This window comes from Pseudomonas sp. BYT-1 (assembly GCF_023611805.1).
GTDB classification, from domain to species: Bacteria; Pseudomonadota; Gammaproteobacteria; order Pseudomonadales; family Pseudomonadaceae; genus Aquipseudomonas; species Aquipseudomonas guariconensis.
The window spans coordinates 1324751-1340967 of the sequence record NZ_CP072559.1 but is presented as its reverse complement, the minus strand read 5'-3'; the positions used below and the strand labels follow the sequence as shown (position 1 = coordinate 1340967).

12 protein-coding genes and 2 tRNA genes are annotated in these 16217 nt (G+C 61.3%); 9 read left to right on the top strand and 5 right to left on the bottom strand.

Annotation, left to right across the window (positions count from 1 at the left end; translation table 11 throughout):
* Window positions 1-7: 7 nt before the first annotated feature.
* Entirely contained in the window at window positions 8-481 is a 474-nt protein-coding gene (locus tag J5X93_RS06095; RefSeq protein ID WP_043209523.1) for a Dps family protein, read from the bottom strand.
* A gap of 266 nt (window positions 482-747) precedes the next feature.
* On the opposite strand from J5X93_RS06095, the gene J5X93_RS28275 reads away from it, so the two are divergent.
* Window positions 748-1341 (top strand): cold-shock protein, encoded by a 594-nt coding sequence (locus J5X93_RS28275; protein WP_182817697.1) that lies wholly within the window; start codon window positions 748-750, stop codon window positions 1339-1341.
* 48 nt (window positions 1342-1389) lie between these two features.
* Here the strand turns inward: J5X93_RS28275 and J5X93_RS06085 are convergent, their stop codons facing one another.
* The gene (locus J5X93_RS06085) at window positions 1390-1596 is read right to left on the bottom strand and encodes a SlyX family protein (protein WP_043209527.1); all 207 of its coding nucleotides are present in this window, start codon (window positions 1594-1596) and stop codon (window positions 1390-1392) included.
* 4 nt (window positions 1597-1600) lie between these two features.
* Window positions 1601-2020: an HIT family protein gene (locus J5X93_RS06080; protein WP_043209529.1), complete on the bottom strand. Its 420-nt coding sequence runs from the start codon at window positions 2018-2020 to the stop codon at window positions 1601-1603.
* Between the two features lie 716 nt (window positions 2021-2736).
* On the opposite strand from J5X93_RS06080, the gene J5X93_RS06075 reads away from it, so the two are divergent.
* The 3 genes from J5X93_RS06075 to J5X93_RS06065 all read left to right on the top strand — a co-directional run bounded on the left by J5X93_RS06075 (window position 2737) and on the right by J5X93_RS06065 (window position 6852).
* A complete protein-coding gene (locus J5X93_RS06075) occupies window positions 2737-4002 on the top strand; it encodes an OprD family porin (RefSeq protein WP_070572295.1) in 1266 nt (421 codons plus the stop codon).
* A 162-nt stretch (window positions 4003-4164) separates the two neighbouring features.
* Window positions 4165-5880 (top strand): proline--tRNA ligase, encoded by a 1716-nt coding sequence (locus tag J5X93_RS06070; protein ID WP_043209534.1) that lies wholly within the window; start codon window positions 4165-4167, stop codon window positions 5878-5880.
* A gap of 18 nt (window positions 5881-5898) precedes the next feature.
* Window positions 5899-6852, top strand: coding sequence for a hypothetical protein (locus tag J5X93_RS06065; RefSeq protein ID WP_090346163.1), 954 nt, complete (start codon window positions 5899-5901; stop codon window positions 6850-6852).
* 36 nt (window positions 6853-6888) lie between these two features.
* Here J5X93_RS06065 and dinB read toward each other — a convergent pair whose 3' ends face one another.
* On the bottom strand, window positions 6889-7947 hold the full coding sequence (dinB, locus tag J5X93_RS06060; protein WP_167358118.1) for a DNA polymerase IV: 1059 nt from the start codon (window positions 7945-7947) through the stop codon (window positions 6889-6891).
* Between the two features lie 221 nt (window positions 7948-8168).
* Between dinB and J5X93_RS06055 the strand changes: the two genes are divergently transcribed.
* From J5X93_RS06055 to J5X93_RS06040, 4 genes are all read left to right on the top strand, one after another.
* Window positions 8169-8245: transfer RNA gene (locus J5X93_RS06055), tRNA-Met, on the top strand.
* Window positions 8246-8367: 122 nt separating this feature from the next.
* A tRNA-Met gene (locus J5X93_RS06050) sits at window positions 8368-8444 on the top strand.
* Between the two features lie 231 nt (window positions 8445-8675).
* Window positions 8676-11318 (top strand): bifunctional lysylphosphatidylglycerol flippase/synthetase MprF, encoded by a 2643-nt coding sequence (gene mprF / locus J5X93_RS06045; protein WP_182941616.1) that lies wholly within the window; start codon window positions 8676-8678, stop codon window positions 11316-11318.
* Complete coding sequence (locus J5X93_RS06040) at window positions 11318-12610, top strand: virulence factor family protein (protein ID WP_043208729.1); 1293 nt, start codon at window positions 11318-11320, stop codon at window positions 12608-12610. The genes mprF and J5X93_RS06040 overlap by 1 nt, the downstream gene beginning before the upstream one ends.
* 76 nt (window positions 12611-12686) lie before the next feature.
* Here the strand turns inward: J5X93_RS06040 and J5X93_RS06035 are convergent, their stop codons facing one another.
* A complete protein-coding gene (locus J5X93_RS06035; protein WP_043208731.1) occupies window positions 12687-14585 on the bottom strand; it encodes a potassium transporter Kup in 1899 nt (632 codons plus the stop codon).
* A gap of 235 nt (window positions 14586-14820) precedes the next feature.
* On the opposite strand from J5X93_RS06035, the gene rimO reads away from it, so the two are divergent.
* Window positions 14821-16152: a 30S ribosomal protein S12 methylthiotransferase RimO gene (gene rimO, locus J5X93_RS06030; RefSeq protein ID WP_043208732.1), complete on the top strand. Its 1332-nt coding sequence runs from the start codon at window positions 14821-14823 to the stop codon at window positions 16150-16152.
* The last annotated feature ends 65 nt before the right edge of the window (window positions 16153-16217 follow it).

The following is a 16217-nucleotide window of genomic DNA, read 5'->3' as shown; positions in this document are numbered from 1 at the left end:
CGAACGATCACTTTTCCTCGAGCAATACCCGCAGCATCCAGGCGGTTTTTTCATGGATCTGCATGCGCTGGGTCAGCAGATCGGCGGTCGGCTCATCGCTGACCTTGTCGACGACCGGGAAGATGCTACGCGCCGTGCGCACCACTGCCTCCTGCCCCTGAACAAGCTGGCGGATCATCTCTTCGGCAGGCGGTACGCCCTCTTCTTCCTTGATTGACGAGTGACGCGCATAGAAGGCATAGGAACCTGGCGCCGGGAAGCCCAACGCCCGAATGCGCTCGGCGATCGAGTCGACCGCCAGGGCCAGCTCGTTGTACTGCTCTTCGAACATCAGGTGCAGGGTGCGGAACGCAGGGCCGGTGACGTTCCAGTGAAAGTTATGGGTTTTCAGATACAGCACGTAAGTATCCGACAACAGGCGGGAAAGCCCATCGACGATGGACTTGCGATCTTCTTCATTGATACCGATATCGATTGCCATGAAGCTCCCCTTTCCATAAGGCTTGGTCATCAAGCGGGCACCCCAAACTGTATCAGACCCTCCCGCTCCTGCCCGTGACACAGGACAAGCCGTCGCCTCACGGTTTGAGAACCCCCTGCCTTTGCTGTTAAATAGACACCGTGCCACCCGTGCGGACAGTCATTGCCGGGTGCATAGGCTGGCCAGTTGCGTGATCGCGCCTTGTATCTGCGCACCGCACGTCCAGCTCTTCCTGTGATCGGCCTTATCAATGTGAGCCCACTCAAATGTTCAAGATCGTCCATCTGGTGACGGGCGTAGCAGCTTTGCTGCTGTCGCTCATACCCAGCCTGAAAACCGATGCAACCCCGTTCCTGGAGCAACCTGAAGCCGTCTACCTGGCATTGCTCGGCCTGCTCAACCTGCTGTTGGCACCTGCACTGCCGCTCTACTACAAAGGCGCCCGCCAGCAACTGCAATCGCTGGCGTGCGCCTTGTTGGTGCTGGCGGTGATCCTGCAGACCATCACCCTGCTGGCACGCCCGGAACTGGGCGACCTGCCAGCCCTGCTCTGCGCCACCCTGGCCGTAGCCTTGCACCTTGGCACAGGCTTCGCCCGCAGCTTCAAGAAGCCACGCGCCAACCAAGGCACCTCACAAGATGCGGGCACACGTGATACCGGCACGGTGAAGTGGTTCAACACCTCCAAGGGCTTCGGCTTTATCTCCCGCGATTCGGGCGACGACATTTTCGTGCATTTCCGCGCGATCCGTGGCGAGGGCCACCGCGTTCTGGTCGAAGGCCAGCGCGTTGAGTTTTCGGTGATGCACCGCGACAAAGGTCTGCAGGCTGAAGACGTGGTCGCGGTTTCCCGCCGCTGACCGACAGACCCTGGCGCAGCGGATCCCTCCGCGCCAGGGTCACCCTCCTTAATAATGAGGCGGCGGCGCCTGCTCCCCCTCGCCACCGTACTGCCCCACCACTTCCTCGTAACGCTTGATCAATTCGGCCATCTGCAGCTGCAGGCGCTCGATCACCCGCCCCTGCTCGACCAGCACATCATTCAGCGCCTGAATGGTGTCGTCCTGAAACGCCTGACGGCTTTCCAGCTCGATGACTCGGGATTCCAACGACATAGCCTTAGACCTCCCGGAAGTCATCGTTCAACACCATCCGCAAACGCTGACGGATCGAGTCGATCTGGTCGGCGGTGTACTCGGTAGCAGGCACCCGCCCCCACACTGGCGCGGGCCAGGCCGCGTCGTCGCGTCGGCGCACGATCACGTGCATGTGCAGTTGGCTCACCACATTGCCCAAAGTCGCGACGTTGAGCTTGTCGGCAGCGAAGCTGTCCTTGAGTGTTTCGGCCAGGTAAGTGGTTTCCTTCCAGAGCTGCTGCTGGTCGGCTTCGTTCAACTGAAACAGTTCGCTGATATCGGCGCGCCGCGGCACCAGGATAAACCAGGGGTAGTTGGCATCCTTGCTCAGCAACAAGCGACTCAATGGAAAATCTCCCAACACCAGGGAATCCTGCTGCAAACGCGAATCCAGAACGAACACGGCAATATCTCCTCAAGACGAAACGGCCCGGCCAGAGCGCGGGCGAGATGAGCGAAGGATACCTTGCTTCAACAGCGCCAGCATGAAATGCCACCGCAAGGGCTGTCTTTTTCGGCGAGCAGCACACTTGTACGCACAACCCGGTAACACTGCGCTACTTTTCGCACCAAAAAGGAGCCGACAGCGCAACACACCCCACTGCTTTGTGCGCGGCTTAACAGTTTTCGGTAACACGTTGACTTTTAAGGTAGCTTTTCGCCCACGAGCGTGGCCGCGATTTGGCACACCATCAGACGCTTTTCGCCCCGTATTTATGGACCTTTGCCATCCCTGCCAGAGGGACTGTGAAAAATTCATGAACAAATCGTGATTTTGAGCACGCTTGTTGCATTCCCATCCGACCAAGTCACGAGGCACCTCGGTGCACGAGACAATAAAAAAAGCGGCAGGGATACCCAGGTTGTTCCACCAGCCAGGTGTGTTTACAGAATTGTTACAGCGCTGGCGTTATACGCCCCGAAACTGGGCGTAATTTGCGACATGGAAATAGCCAAACGCGACATGTTGAAAAAGTTCCCTAAAGGTTGTTTTTTCAGTGTCGCCAAGAATAGTCAGCGTGATATACATTTTCGCCGACATAACAAGAAAGAGCTCGCCCTATAACTAAAAGAGCAGGGTGAAGCGGTACTTCCTAAAAACCAAAGGAGCAAATCACGATGCGCGTGATGAAGTGGAGCATGATCGCCCTGGCCGTTGCGGCAGGGACCTCGCAGTTGGCAGTGGCCTCTTCGCAGGACGAATCCAAGGGTTTCATTGAAGACAGCCAGCTGAACGTCAAGACCCGTATGCTGTATTTCAGCCGTGACTTCCGCAACAACCCGGCCGGCACCCAAAGCCGCCGTGAAGAGACCGGCCTGGGCTTCCTCGGCACTTACGAGTCCGGTTTCACCCAAGGCACCGTCGGTGTGGGCGTCGACGCAATCGGCATGCTGGGCCTGAAATTGGACAGCGGCAAAGGCCGCTCCGGCACCGGCCTGTTCCCAACCGACTCGGATGGCCGTTCGCAGGACGACTACTCCAAAGGCGGCGCCGCAGTTAAGTTCCGCGTTTCCGACACCGTGCTGAAGGTAGGTGACCAATTTACCGCACTGCCGGTCTTCGCGACCGATGACAGCCGCCTGCTGCCAGAAATGGCCCAAGGTACCTTGATCACCAGCAACGAGATCAAGGATCTGACCCTGCACGCCGGTCATTTCACCAGCCTGACCGCTCAGGAAGAGACCAACCGCGACAGCCTTCACCTGAAGGAAGCCAACGTTGTCGGTGGTACCTACGCGTTCACCGAAAACCTGAGCACCAGCCTCTACTACTCCAAGGTCGAAGACTACTGGCGCAAGTACTACGCCAACGTCAACTGGGCGCTGCCGATCTCCGACAAGCAAGGCCTGGTGTTCGACTTCAACATCTATGACACCAAGAGCGAAGGCCACCTGGCCCGCGCCTTCGATGGCGACAAGCTCGACAACCGTGCATTCAGCCTTTCGGGCGCCTACAACATCGGCGCTCACACCTTCACTCTGGCCTATCAGAAAGTGACCGGTGACGGCGACTACGCTTACGGCGTCGACGGTGGCGGCACCATCTTCCTGGCCAACTCCGTAGCCCGCTCCGACTTCAACGCCGAAGACGAGAAATCCTGGCAGGCTCGCTACGACCTGAACTTCGCCGAGTACGGCATTCCAGGCCTGACCTTCATGACCCGTTACGTGCGCGGCACCGACGCCAACGTCGCCGGCACCAGCAACGGCAAAGAATGGGAACGCGACATCGATATCAAGTACGTGCTGCAAGAAGGCCCTGCCAAGGACCTGAGCTTCCGCGTACGCCAGGCCACCTACCGTTCCGCCGACGGCGTCTACTACGGTTCCCCGTCGATCGACGAACTGCGCCTGATCGTCGAGTACCCGCTGAGCATCCTGTAAGCCCCTGGCTTGCAATTGCCCCGCACCGAAAAAGCCCGGCGATCACGCCGGGCTTTTTCTTGGCTGACAAGCGCCCCGCCCTGGGGCATCCTGTACGCCTTCGCTCCGCCCCCGTACAATGCGGGGTCATTTCAACGTCTTAGGCAATCGACACGGCCCACCATGCGTACCAGTCAATATTTGCTCGCCACCCAGAAAGAAACCCCTGCCGATGCAGTGGTCATCAGCCACCAGCTCATGCTGCGCGCCGGCATGATCCGCAAGCTGGCCTCCGGCCTGTACACCTGGCTGCCGATGGGCCTGCGGGTGATGCGCAAGGTCGAAGCCGTGGTCCGCGAGGAAATGAACGCCGCTGGCGCCCTGGAAGTGCTGATGCCAAGCATCCAGCCCGCGGAGCTGTGGCAGGAATCCGGCCGCTGGGAGCAATACGGCCCTGAGCTGCTGCGCCTGAAGGACCGCCATGACCGCGACTTCTGCGTTGGCCCGACTCACGAAGAAGTCATCACCGACCTGGCACGCAACGAGCTGTCCAGCTATAAACAGCTGCCGCTGAACATGTACCAGATCCAGACCAAGTTCCGTGACGAGATCCGTCCGCGCTTCGGCCTGATGCGCGGTCGCGAGTTCATCATGAAGGACGCCTACTCCTTCCATGCCGACCAGGCTTCCCTGCAGGAAACCTACGACCGCATGCACCAGGCGTACACCAACATCTTTACCCGCCTGGGCCTGGACTTCCGTCCGGTGCAGGCAGACACCGGTTCCATCGGTGGCAGCTACTCCCATGAATTCCACGTTTTGGCCGAATCCGGCGAAGACGACGTGATTTTCAGCGACAGCTCCGACTACGCCGCCAACATCGAGAAGGCCGAGGCCATTCCACGCGAAACCGTGCGTCCAGCCCCCACTGAGGAGCTGCGCCTGGTAGACACCCCGAATGCCAAGACCATCGCTCAACTGGTCGAGAACTACGGCCTGCCGATCGAAAAGACCGTCAAGACCCTGATCGTGCGCGGCGCCGAAGAAGGCAAGCTGATCGCCCTGGTGGTCCGTGGCGACCATGAGCTGAACGAAATCAAGGCCGCCAAGCTCGAGCAGGTCGCCGACCCACTGGTCATGGCAACCGACGCCGAGCTGCGCGCCGCCATCGGTGCTGGCGCAGGCTCCCTGGGCCCGCTGAACCTGCCGCTCGAATGCATCATCGACCGCTCGGTCGCCCTGATGAGCGACTTCGGCATCGGCGCCAACATCGACGACAAACATTACTTCGGCGTCAACTGGGAACGTGACTTGCCGGTTCCTCAGGTCGCCGACCTGCGCAACGTGGTCGAGGGCGACCCAAGCCCGGACGGCCAGGGCACCCTGGTCATCAAGCGCGGGATCGAAGTCGGCCACATCTTCCAGCTCGGCACCAAGTACAGCGAGGCGCTCAAGTGCCAGGTACTGGGCGAGAGCGGCAAACCGGTAACCTTGTCCATGGGCTGCTACGGCATCGGCGTCTCCCGCGTGGTCGCCGCCGCTATCGAGCAGAGCTATGACGACAAGGGCATCATCTGGAACGATGCCCTGGCGCCCTTCCAGATCGCCCTGGTACCGCTGCGTTATGAAACCGACGCCGTTCGCGAAGCGACCGACAAGCTGTACGCTGAACTGACTGCCGCCGGTTTCGAAGTGCTGCTGGACGATCGCGACAAGAAGACCAGCCCCGGCATCAAGTTCGCTGACATGGAACTGATCGGCATCCCTCACCGCATCGTGGTCAGCGACCGCGGCCTGGCCGAGGGCAACCTGGAGTACAAGCACCGTACCGAGCAAGAAGCCCAGCCTCTGCCGCTCAACGAAGTGCTGACCTTCCTGCAAGCCCGCATCCGTCGCTGATAGCCCACCGCACGAGTGATCATGTCCAGAAGCACCTTTACCCTGGGGGGCGCCGCACTGTGCGGCGCCCTGCTCGTCAGCGGCTGCGCCAACCAGATGTCCCAACGCAGCGAGCATGAGGAGCGCGCCGAGCGCAAGCTGCTCGAACATACCCTGCAAATCGACGTGGGCGAGCCCAAGGTGATGGAGCTTCCCCAGCGGCGCGTACGTATTCATGAACAGAAGCGCTTCGAAGTTACCGAGTTCGAAGTCACTCGCCGTTACGACCGCTACACGCCTTACCAACCCTGGCGAGAGATCTATGAGATCCCCCTGGGCGCGGTTGCCGTGGTGGCCGGTGTCGGCGCCAACGTGGTCAACGTGTTCGCCCTGGGCAATCTACCGGAAAGCATCACTCATGATTGGCTCAGTTACGGCCTGGCTGGGCTCAACCCGTTCATGAACGTGCCGTCCAATGGTCGCGCGCAGCAGAACCTGGCTGGGATCAGCGAAGTGCAGAAGGACAAGCGCGAGGAGTACACCAGCCTGCCCTGGAGCGAACGCCTGGTCGAAGTCAAGGCTGGCAAACTGACCCACGAGCTGACCACCGACCATAACGGCGTACTGCGCCTGAACCTGCTCGACAGCCCGTTCTCCGAGCAGAACCTCAATCACATCGGCACCCTGCACCTGCATGTAGCCGACGAGGACAATGGTGTGCGCGGCGATGCCAGCCTGCTGGTCAGCAGCAATTTGCGTGGCAAGCTGCTCGAAGCCCACGAGCTGATCTTCGATGACCTCGAGGGCGACGATGTCGGCCAATGGGTGCATCGGGTCAAGCGCCTGTCGGAGCTGGGCTTGGAAGAAGAAGCCAGCGAGCTGGAGCAAAGCCTGATCGAGTTGACCCGCAATGATCCGGAGCTGCAACGGGACTTCCTGCAAGCACTGACCAAGGACACCGGGCGACTGGTTGCCGACCCTGGAATACAGTAAACCCGCTGGGGCTGCCTAGCGGCCCCTCCCCTTCACTCACTGCGGCGGGAAGAGCTCCAACTGCTCATGCGCCCCACGCAGATCTCGCAATCGAACTCCCACGCCTAATAACCGTACTGGCTTGCCACCCCGGGCAAACGCCTGGCTGAGCAACTGTCGGTAGCTCTCCAGATCACGACCGGCTCCAGCCTGTTCCAGGGTCGTCTGGCTGAAGTCGTGAAATTTTACCTTCACGAACGGTTTGTCCGGCCGGTAACTGTTATCCATGCGCGCAATGCGCGCGTTCAGGCTCTCGAGCAGCTCGGGCAGTTTCTGCAGGCAACTCGCCAGGTCCGGCAAGTCGGTATCGTAGGTATTTTCGACACTTACAGATTGACGCCGGCTGTCATTTTGTACGATTCGTTCATCTATACCCCGCGCCAGCCCCCATAACCGCTCACCAAAACTGCCGAACTCCCGCACCAAAGCCAAGCGCGACCACTCGCGCAGCTCCAGACACGTTTCGATACCCAGGCGTGCCAGTTTGTCCGCCGTGACCTTGCCCACGCCGTGCAGCCTTGCGACCGGCAAGGCTGCTACGAATGCTTCCACCTGGTCGGGGGTTATCACGAACAAACCATTGGGCTTGCGCCAGTCGCTGGCGATCTTGGCCAAGAACTTATTCGGCGCCACGCCAGCCGAAACCGTGATGTGCAGCGTCCGAGCGACCCGCTTGCGAATGTCTTCAGCAATACGCGTGGCGCTGCCGGCGAACCATTGGCTGTCGCTGACATCCAGATAGGCCTCGTCCAGCGACAGCGGCTCGATCAAGTCGGTGTAGTCACGAAAAATGGCGTGGATTTCCCGAGAGGCCTCGCGATAAGCCTCAAAGCGCGGCTTGACGATCAACAGGTCTGGACAGAGCTTGAGCGCATGACGCGAAGACATGGCCGAGCGCACACCATAGGCACGCGCCTCATAATTGCAGGTCGCGATCACCCCGCGCTGCTCAGGCGCCCCGCCCACGGCCATCGGGCGCCCTGCCAAACGCGGGTCGTCGCGCATTTCGATTGCGGCATAGAAACAATCGCAGTCGATGTGGATGATCTTGCGCAAGGACATGGATGACCGTCAGCACTGTAAATTCATACAGATACTACCGGTGCGTCGCCATGTGTTCCAGAGCCGGCCTGTCGGAAAGCCTTCCAATCCGATGCAAGCCCCGTCATTGCTGAGCTGCAGCCCTTATTCAAACGCTAAGAGATTGAACAAAAAAGGGTTTTTCCGAAATAGCGCTTGACATGGCAGAGGATTTCCGTAGAATTCGATCTCACAGGCGCGGGATGGAGCAGCCTGGTAGCTCGTCGGGCTCATAACCCGAAGGTCGTCGGTTCAAATCCGGCTCCCGCAACCAGATTCAGAAAAAGGCCACTGTCGATACAGTGGCCTTTTTTCTTGTCTTAGAAAAAATCTACGACAAATCAAAGAGTAATGCTTGACAGCTACTCGGAATTCCGTAGAATGCGCATCCACTGACGCGGGATGGAGCAGCCTGGTAGCTCGTCGGGCTCATAACCCGAAGGTCGTCGGTTCAAATCCGGCTCCCGCAACCATATTCGTCAGAACAAACCCCGCCTGCTAACGCAGCGCGGGGTTTGTTGCTTTTGGCCCCGTGAATACTTCCCCACTTCGCCTCAAGTGGGGCTCGCCGGATGAACTATCTTTAACCCTGCCAAACCGCTGAAAGCGGGCCGGGCAGGAGTAATATCTGGATACGTTTTCCGAAGGGACTTTCACTTGGCCGCACCTCTGCCCAACCTCGCGCTCCTGGCCCGAGGTTATCCATGATTTCACACGACTCCGAACCTCAGGAGCCTCTCGCCACCGCGCTTCCCAACGCCGCCCGCCGCCTGCCCTGGCTGGAGCGGCTGAGCCGTTATCGCCAACCCTTGGGGCTGGCCTTGACGTTGCTGCTGTTCAGCATGGCCTTGATCGCCTGCCGGCACTTGCTGAGCGAACTGGACATTTATGCCCTTCACGACGCCATGCTCAGCGTGCCGACACGATCTTTGGCGGGCGCCTTGCTGGCGACCGTCGTGGGCTTTGTGACTTTGCTGGGCTATGAATGGTCCGCCAGCCGTTACGCTGCAGTGCAGCTACCGGCCCGCACATTGGCGCTGGGCGGGTTCAGCGCCTTTGCCATTGGTAACGCGGTCGGGCTGTCGATCCTGTCCGGTGGCTCGGTACGTTATCGCCTGTATGCGCGGCATGGGCTAGGCGCCGCTGAAATCGCACGGATGACCGTGTTCGCCAGCCTATCCCTAGGCTGCGCCCTGCCCCCTCTGGCAGCGCTGGCGACATTGAGCAACCTGCAAGGTGCCGCCACCGCCCTGCGCCTGCCTGCCCCATTGCTGGCCAGTATCGCCGTGGCAGTGCTGGCGCTGACGGCCGTATTGGTAATCGGCCTCTATCGCCGCCGCCTGGACGAGCAACCTCTGGCCGATAGCCTGGTGGTGCAGTTTGGACGGCGCACCCTGCGACTACCAGGCGCCCGCTCGGCCGCCCTGCAGTTGTTGATCACCGCCCTAGACGTCGTCGCCGCCGCTACCGTGCTTTACCTGCTGCTACCCGAAGCTCCGCCTTTCGGCGCCTTCGTCCTGGTCTACCTGCTCGCCCTGGCCGCCGGTGTACTCAGCCATGTGCCAGGTGGCGTGGGGGTGTTCGAAGCCATTCTCCTGGCCGCCTTCGCCAATCAGCTGGGCGCCGCGCCACTGGCAGCTGCCTTACTGTTGTATCGCCTGATCTATGTGGTCCTGCCTTTGCTATTGGCCTGTGTGCTGCTGTTGGCGAGCGAAGCCCGCCGTCTGCTGTTCGCCCGCCAAGCGATCAATGCAGCCGCCGGGCTTGCTGCGCCGGTGCTGGCAATCCTGGTGTTTCTGTCAGGCGTCGTGCTGTTGTTTTCCGGGGCCACGCCCGAGATCGACACGCGCCTTGAGCACATGGGCTTTCTGGTGCCCCATCGCCTGATCGACGCTTCGCATTTTGGCGCGAGCCTCATCGGGGTGCTGTGCCTGCTGCTGGCTCAAGGGTTACGCCGGCGACTGTCGGCCGCCTGGCTGCTGACCACCATCCTGCTGCTGGTAGGCGCACTGCTGTCGTTGCTCAAGGGCTTCGATTGGGAAGAGGCCAGCGTGCTGATCTTCACAGTGGCGCTGCTGACCTTGTTCCGTCGCTCGTTCTATCGCCCAAGCCGGTTGCTGGAGCTGCCCTTCTCGCCGGTGTACCTGGTGGCAAGCGTTTGTGTGGTCGGCGCCTCGGTCTGGCTGCTGCTGTTCGCCTACCAGGATGTGCCCTACAGCCACGAACTGTGGTGGCAGTTCACCCTCGATGCCGACGCACCACGTGGCCTGCGCGCCGCCATGGGCAGTGCAGTGCTGTTAGTGGTCGTCGCGCTGACTTGGCTGCTGCGCACCGCACGGCCCGTGATTCACTTGCCCAACGATGAGGAACTGCAACAGGCCAAGGGCATTCTGATGGCCTCCGACCAACCCGACGGTGGCCTGGCACTCACCGGCGACAAAGCCTTGCTGTTCCACCCCAACCACAAGGCCTTCCTTATGTATGCCCGTCGCGGCCGCAGCCTGGTCGCCCTGTACGACCCGATCGGCCCCGCCCAGGAGCGCGCCGAGATGATCTGGCAATTCCGTGACCTCTGCGATCTGCACCACGCCCGCCCAGTGTTCTATCAAGTCCGCGCGGAGAATCTGCCGTTCTACATGGATATCGGCCTGACGGCACTCAAGCTCGGCGAAGAAGCGCGGGTCGATCTGCGCCGTTTTGACCTCGAAGCCAAGGGCAAGGAGATGAAAGACCTGCGCTATACCTGGAACCGCGGCGGCCGTGACGGGCTGACGCTGGAGATCCATGAGCCAGGCGATGCCCCGCTCGAGGCGCTCAAGGCAATTTCCGACGCCTGGCTCGGTGGCAAGAACGTACGTGAAAAAGGCTTTTCCCTCGGTCGCTTCAGCCCCGAGTACCTGCAGCATTTCCGTATTGCGTTGATCCGCTTTCAAGGCCTACCGGTGGCCTTTGCCAACCTGCTCGAAACCCAGAGCAAAGAGCTGGCGAGCCTGGACCTGATGCGTGCCCATCCGCAAGCCCCCAAGCTGACCATGGAATTCATGATGATCGGTTTGATCCTGCACTACAAAAACCACGACTACGCCCGCTTCAGCCTCGGGATGGTCCCGCTCTCCGGCCTTCAACCCCGACGTGGCGCCCCCCTGACCCAACGCCTGGGTTCGATGGTGTTCCAGCGCGGCGAGCAGCTGTACAACTTCCAGGGGCTACGTCGCTTCAAGGACAAGTTCCAACCGGATTGGGAACCCCGCTACATGGCTGTGCCGGCCGGGCTCGACCCGTTGGTGGCATTGGCCGATACCGCCGCCCTGATCGCAGGCGGCCTGACTGGATTGGTGAAACGTTGATGATCCGACGCTATTGGCTTTACCTGACCGGCGCCCTGCTCCTGGCCTTGCTGGCCGGTGCCGCAGCCTTCTGGCTGTGGACCCGCCCAGCGCCCGAAGCCCGCCTGGAACACCTGACCCTGGGCGACGGCAGCAGCCTGGTCCGCGCCATACCGGGCGTACACGCCAAGGCCCACGTGGCCATTGCCGTGCCCCAGGACCAGGCGCTCAGCGACAAACAATTGCTGGACCTGAGCCAGGCCGGCGAGGCCCAGCTGGTCCAGGTGCTTCTGCCGCCTGGCGACTGCGTCAAGCAGCAGCGCGCACTCGACCAGGCCATGGGCGAGCTGGCCGCACCGCCGAACTTGGTGGCTGGAATCGGCCCTGGCGCTGCGCAGGCCTGGCGATGGCTGGCCACCCAGAGCGATGACAAGGCCCGCGCCATCTCCGTGGACTTCACCCTCGAACAACCCGGTTGCCAGCCCCTGCCCAAATCCGCCGCCCACGGCCATTGGAACGTAGCGTGGAATGACAACCCCGACGATGCCAGTGCCGCATTCGTGCGCGACCAGGCGAACGCCGAGACGAGCATCTCCGACTACGACATTCACCTGCCCCAGGTGCTCAAAGCTCAACTGACCCAGGCCCTGATCGGCAAGGACGGCAATGCACTGAGCATTCCGGTAGTTGAGGTCCCCGCCGGGCAGACCACCGACACCGTCACCCTGTTCCTCTCCGGGGATGGCGGCTGGCGTGACCTGGACCGCGACGTTGCCGGCGAAATGGCCAAGCTCGGTTATCCGGTCGTAGGGATCGATACGCTGCGCTACTACTGGCAGCACAAGACGCCGGAACAGAGCGCCGCCGACCTCTCGGAGCTGATGCAGCACTATCGCCAGAAATGGGGCACCAAGCGCTTCGTGCTCACCGGCTACTCCTTCGGCGCCGACGTGCTGCCGGCGATCTACAACCGCCTGCCGGATGAAGACAAACAGCGGATCGATGCCGTGATCTTGCTGGCGTTTGCCCGCAGCGGCAGCTTCGAGATCGAGGTCGAGGGCTGGTTGGGCAAGGAAGGTCAGGAAGCCCCGACCGGCCCGGAAATGGCCAAGCTGCCAGCGCCCAAGGTGGTGTGCGTCTATGGTGTCGAGGAGACCGATGAAAGTGGGTGCACCGACAAGACCGCAGTCGGTGAACGCCTGAAGCTGCCTGGCGGGCATCACTTCGACGAGAACTATCCAGCCCTGGCCAAGCGCCTGATCAGCGAGATCGAGACGCGCCAGGGGAAGTCCAGCGTGGCGGAACAGAACTGAAATAAGCCTGCGGGCCGCCTCGGACGGCTGATCACGGGCTTGCCCTGCGATCAGCTGTCCGAATGCCCCTGGGGAATCAGATCTCGACCTGCGTTCCCAATTCGATCACCCGGTTCAGCGGCAGGTTGAAGAACCGAAGATTACCGTTGGCATTCTTGAGCAGGAACGCGAACAGGTTGCCACGCCAGCGCGCCATGCCCTCCAGGCGCGAGGCGATCACTGTCTCGCGGCTGAGGAAGTAGGTGGTACGCATCGGGCTGAAATCGAGTCCGTCCAGGTGGCACAGCTTCAGCGCCGCCGGCACGTCCGGTTCATCCATGAAGCCAAAGTGCAGCAGAACGCGGAAGAACCCATCACCATAGGCCTCCACTTCAAAGCGCTCGTGCTCCGGCACCCGCGGCCGGTCCTCACTGACCACCGTCAACAGCACCACCTGGCTGTGCAGCACCTGGTTATGCAGCATGTTGTGCAACAGCGCATGGGGCACAGCGTCTGCCCGCGCAGTGAGAAACACCGCCGTGCCCTCGACGCGATGTGGCGGCTGTACGCGGATACTGCTGATGAACACGGGCAACGGCAGGGCTCCCTCGTCGATACGGTCCACCAGAATCTGTTTACCGCGCTTCCAGGTACTCATCAGTACGAACAGCACGATCCCCGCCAGCACAGGGAACGCGCCGCCCTGCACGATCTTCGGCACGTTGGCGGCGAAGAACAATCCATCGACAAACAGGAAACCCAACAGAATCGGCACCGCCAGCACCGGTGGCCACTTCCACAGCAGCAGCATCACTGCCGACACCAGGATGGTGGTCATCAACATGGTGCCGGTCACCGCAACGCCATAGGCTGCGGCCAATGCGCCCGACGACTCGAAGCCGATCACCAGCAACACGACGCCGACCATCAAGGTCCAGTTCACCGCACTGATGTAGATCTGCCCTTGCTCGTCGCTCGAAGTGTGCTGGATCTGCATCCGCGGGATGTAGCCAAGCTGGATGGCCTGGCGGGTCAGGGAAAAGGCCCCGGAAATCACCGCCTGGGAAGCGATCACCGTCGCCAGCGTGGCCAGCCCCACCAGCGGCAACAGTGCCCAGCCCGGTGCCAGCAGGTAGAAGGGGTTGCGCGCCGCTTCCGGGTTTTGCAGCAGCATCGCGCCCTGTCCGAAATAGTTGAGTACCAAGGCCGGCAGCACCAGTGCGAACCAGGCCCGAGCAATCGGTTTGCGGCCAAAATGCCCCATGTCGGCATACAGCGCCTCGGCACCGGTCAGCGCCAGTACCACCGCCCCGAGGATCGCCACGCCCATGCCCGGGTGAACAATGAAGAAGTTCAGCGCCCAGCCCGGATTGAACGCCTTGAGCACTTCCGGGCTCTGCGCGATGCCATGCACCCCGAGCGCCCCCAGCACCACGAACCAAGTGACCATGATCGGCCCGAACAGCTTGCCGATTTTCTCGGTGCCATGCTTCTGCACCAGGAACAATGCCACCAGCACCACCAGCGACACCGGCACCACCCAATGATCGATTCCGTCGAAGGCAAGCCCCATGCCCTCAACCGCCGAAAGCACCGACACCGCCGGGGTGATCATGCTGTCACCGTAGAACAACGAGGCACCGACCAGACCGCAACCGACCATTAGCGCCCTGAGCTTCGGGTAATTGGCCGTCGCCCGGCGCGCCAGTGCGGTCAATGCCATCGTGCCGCCTTCCCCCTGGTTATCGGCACGCAGGATGAACATCACATACTTGAACGAAACCACCCACAACAGCGACCACAGAATCAGCGACAGGATGCCCAGCACGCCATCATGGTTGACCTGTACCCCATACCCCCCGGTGAAGACCTCTTTGAGGGTGTACAGCGGGCTGGTACCGATATCGCCATACACCACCCCAACAGCTGCTACGAGCAGGCCCAGCGAGCGTGTCGCCCCCTGCCCACCTTCGGCGTGACTGCTTGCCTGAACCATCGACCACTCCCGCAGAAGGCCTTCTAGACCCATTTGAGTTGCACCCGCGCCGAGCCATCCCGAATGCCCCCGCGCAACGGCGCGAAGCATAGCGCAGCGTTCGTCGTATTTCTGCTGGTAAAGCGACCTTGCGCTCGCTAGAATTGCGCACTTTTTGATCAGAGGCGCCAAAAGCGCCCATCAGTATCGCCCCCGTCAGCGGCTGGGCGATCTGTCTTCAATACCGAGGTTAGCCATGTCCACCACTCCCGCCACCCCGAAGGTCGGTTTCGTCAGCCTGGGTTGCCCCAAGGCTCTCGTTGACTCCGAGCGCATCCTGACCCAGCTGCGCATGGAAGGCTATGAAGTCGTGCCTACCTACGAGGACGCCGACGTGGTGGTGGTCAACACCTGCGGCTTCATCGACAGCGCCAAGGCCGAGTCCCTGGAGGTGATCGGCGAGGCGATCAAGGAAAACGGCAAGGTCATCGTCACCGGTTGCATGGGTGTCGAGGAAGGCAATATCCGCGACGTGCACCCGAGCGTGCTGTCGGTCAGCGGCCCGCAACAGTACGAGCAGGTAGTCAATGCCGTACACGAAGTGGTTCCACCGCGTCAGGACCACAACCCGCTGATCGATCTGGTCCCGCCCCAAGGCGTCAAGCTGACCCCACGTCACTACGCCTACCTGAAGATTTCCGAAGGCTGCAACCACAGCTGCAGCTTCTGCATCATCCCGTCGATGCGCGGCAAATTGGTTAGCCGCCCGGTCGGCGAAGTGCTGAGCGAGGCCGAGCGCCTGGTCAAGGCCGGCGTCAAGGAAATCCTGGTGATCTCTCAGGACACCAGCGCCTACGGTGTGGACGTCAAGTACAAGACCGATTTCTGGAACGGTCGCCCGGTCAAGACCCGCATGCTCGAGTTGTGCGAGGCCCTGAGCAGCCTCGGTGCCTGGGTGCGCCTGCATTATGTCTACCCATACCCGAACGTCGACGACGTGATCCCCCTGATGGCCGCCGGCAAGATCCTGCCGTACCTGGACATTCCCTTCCAGCACGCCAGCCCCAAGGTGCTCAAGGCCATGAAGCGTCCGGCCTTCGAAGACCGTACCCTGGCCCGCATCAAGAGCTGGCGCGAGCAGTGCCCTGAGCTGGTGATCCGCTCCACCTTCATCGTCGGCTTCCCCGGTGAAACCGAAGAAGACTTCCAATACCTGCTCGACTGGCTGACCGAAGCCCAGCTCGATCGCGTCGGCTGCTTCCAGTACTCGCCGGTCGAAGGCGCCCCGGCCAACGATCTGGGCCTGGAAGAAGTCCCGGACGAAATCAAGCAGGAGCGCTGGGACCGCTTCATGGCGCACCAGCAGGCCATCAGCGCCGCACGCCTGCAACTGCGCATCGGCAAGGAAATCGACGTGCTGATCGACGAAGTCGAGGAGCAGGGCTCGGTTGGCCGCAGCTTCTTCGATGCCCCGGAAATCGACGGCAGCGTGTTCATCGATGGCGATCATGGCTTCAAGCCAGGCGACAAGGTGCGCTGCCGCATCGTCGATGCCGACGAATACGACATGTGGGCAGAACCGATCTGAGCCTCCTCAGGTCAGCCCCGATCAAGCCCCGCCACTGGCGGGGCTTTTTTTTGCATCTATGTTTT

What these genes read in the sequence shown, in the direction of transcription:
- J5X93_RS06040 (WP_043208729.1), top strand. Translation starts at nt 11,318, where the DNA reads ATGATCCGACGCTATTGGCTTTACCTGACCGGCGCCCTGCTCCTGGCC.
- J5X93_RS28275 (WP_182817697.1), top strand. Translation starts at nt 748, where the DNA reads ATGTTCAAGATCGTCCATCTGGTGACGGGCGTAGCAGCTTTGCTGCTG.
- J5X93_RS06075 (WP_070572295.1), top strand. Translation starts at nt 2,737, where the DNA reads ATGCGCGTGATGAAGTGGAGCATGATCGCCCTGGCCGTTGCGGCAGGG.
- J5X93_RS06095 (WP_043209523.1), bottom strand. Translation starts at nt 481, where the DNA reads ATGGCAATCGATATCGGTATCAATGAAGAAGATCGCAAGTCCATCGTC.
- J5X93_RS06035 (WP_043208731.1), bottom strand. Translation starts at nt 14,585, where the DNA reads ATGGTTCAGGCAAGCAGTCACGCCGAAGGTGGGCAGGGGGCGACACGC.
- mprF (WP_182941616.1), top strand. Translation starts at nt 8,676, where the DNA reads ATGATTTCACACGACTCCGAACCTCAGGAGCCTCTCGCCACCGCGCTT.
- rimO (WP_043208732.1), top strand. Translation starts at nt 14,821, where the DNA reads ATGTCCACCACTCCCGCCACCCCGAAGGTCGGTTTCGTCAGCCTGGGT.
- J5X93_RS06070 (WP_043209534.1), top strand. Translation starts at nt 4,165, where the DNA reads ATGCGTACCAGTCAATATTTGCTCGCCACCCAGAAAGAAACCCCTGCC.
- J5X93_RS06085 (WP_043209527.1), bottom strand. Translation starts at nt 1,596, where the DNA reads ATGTCGTTGGAATCCCGAGTCATCGAGCTGGAAAGCCGTCAGGCGTTT.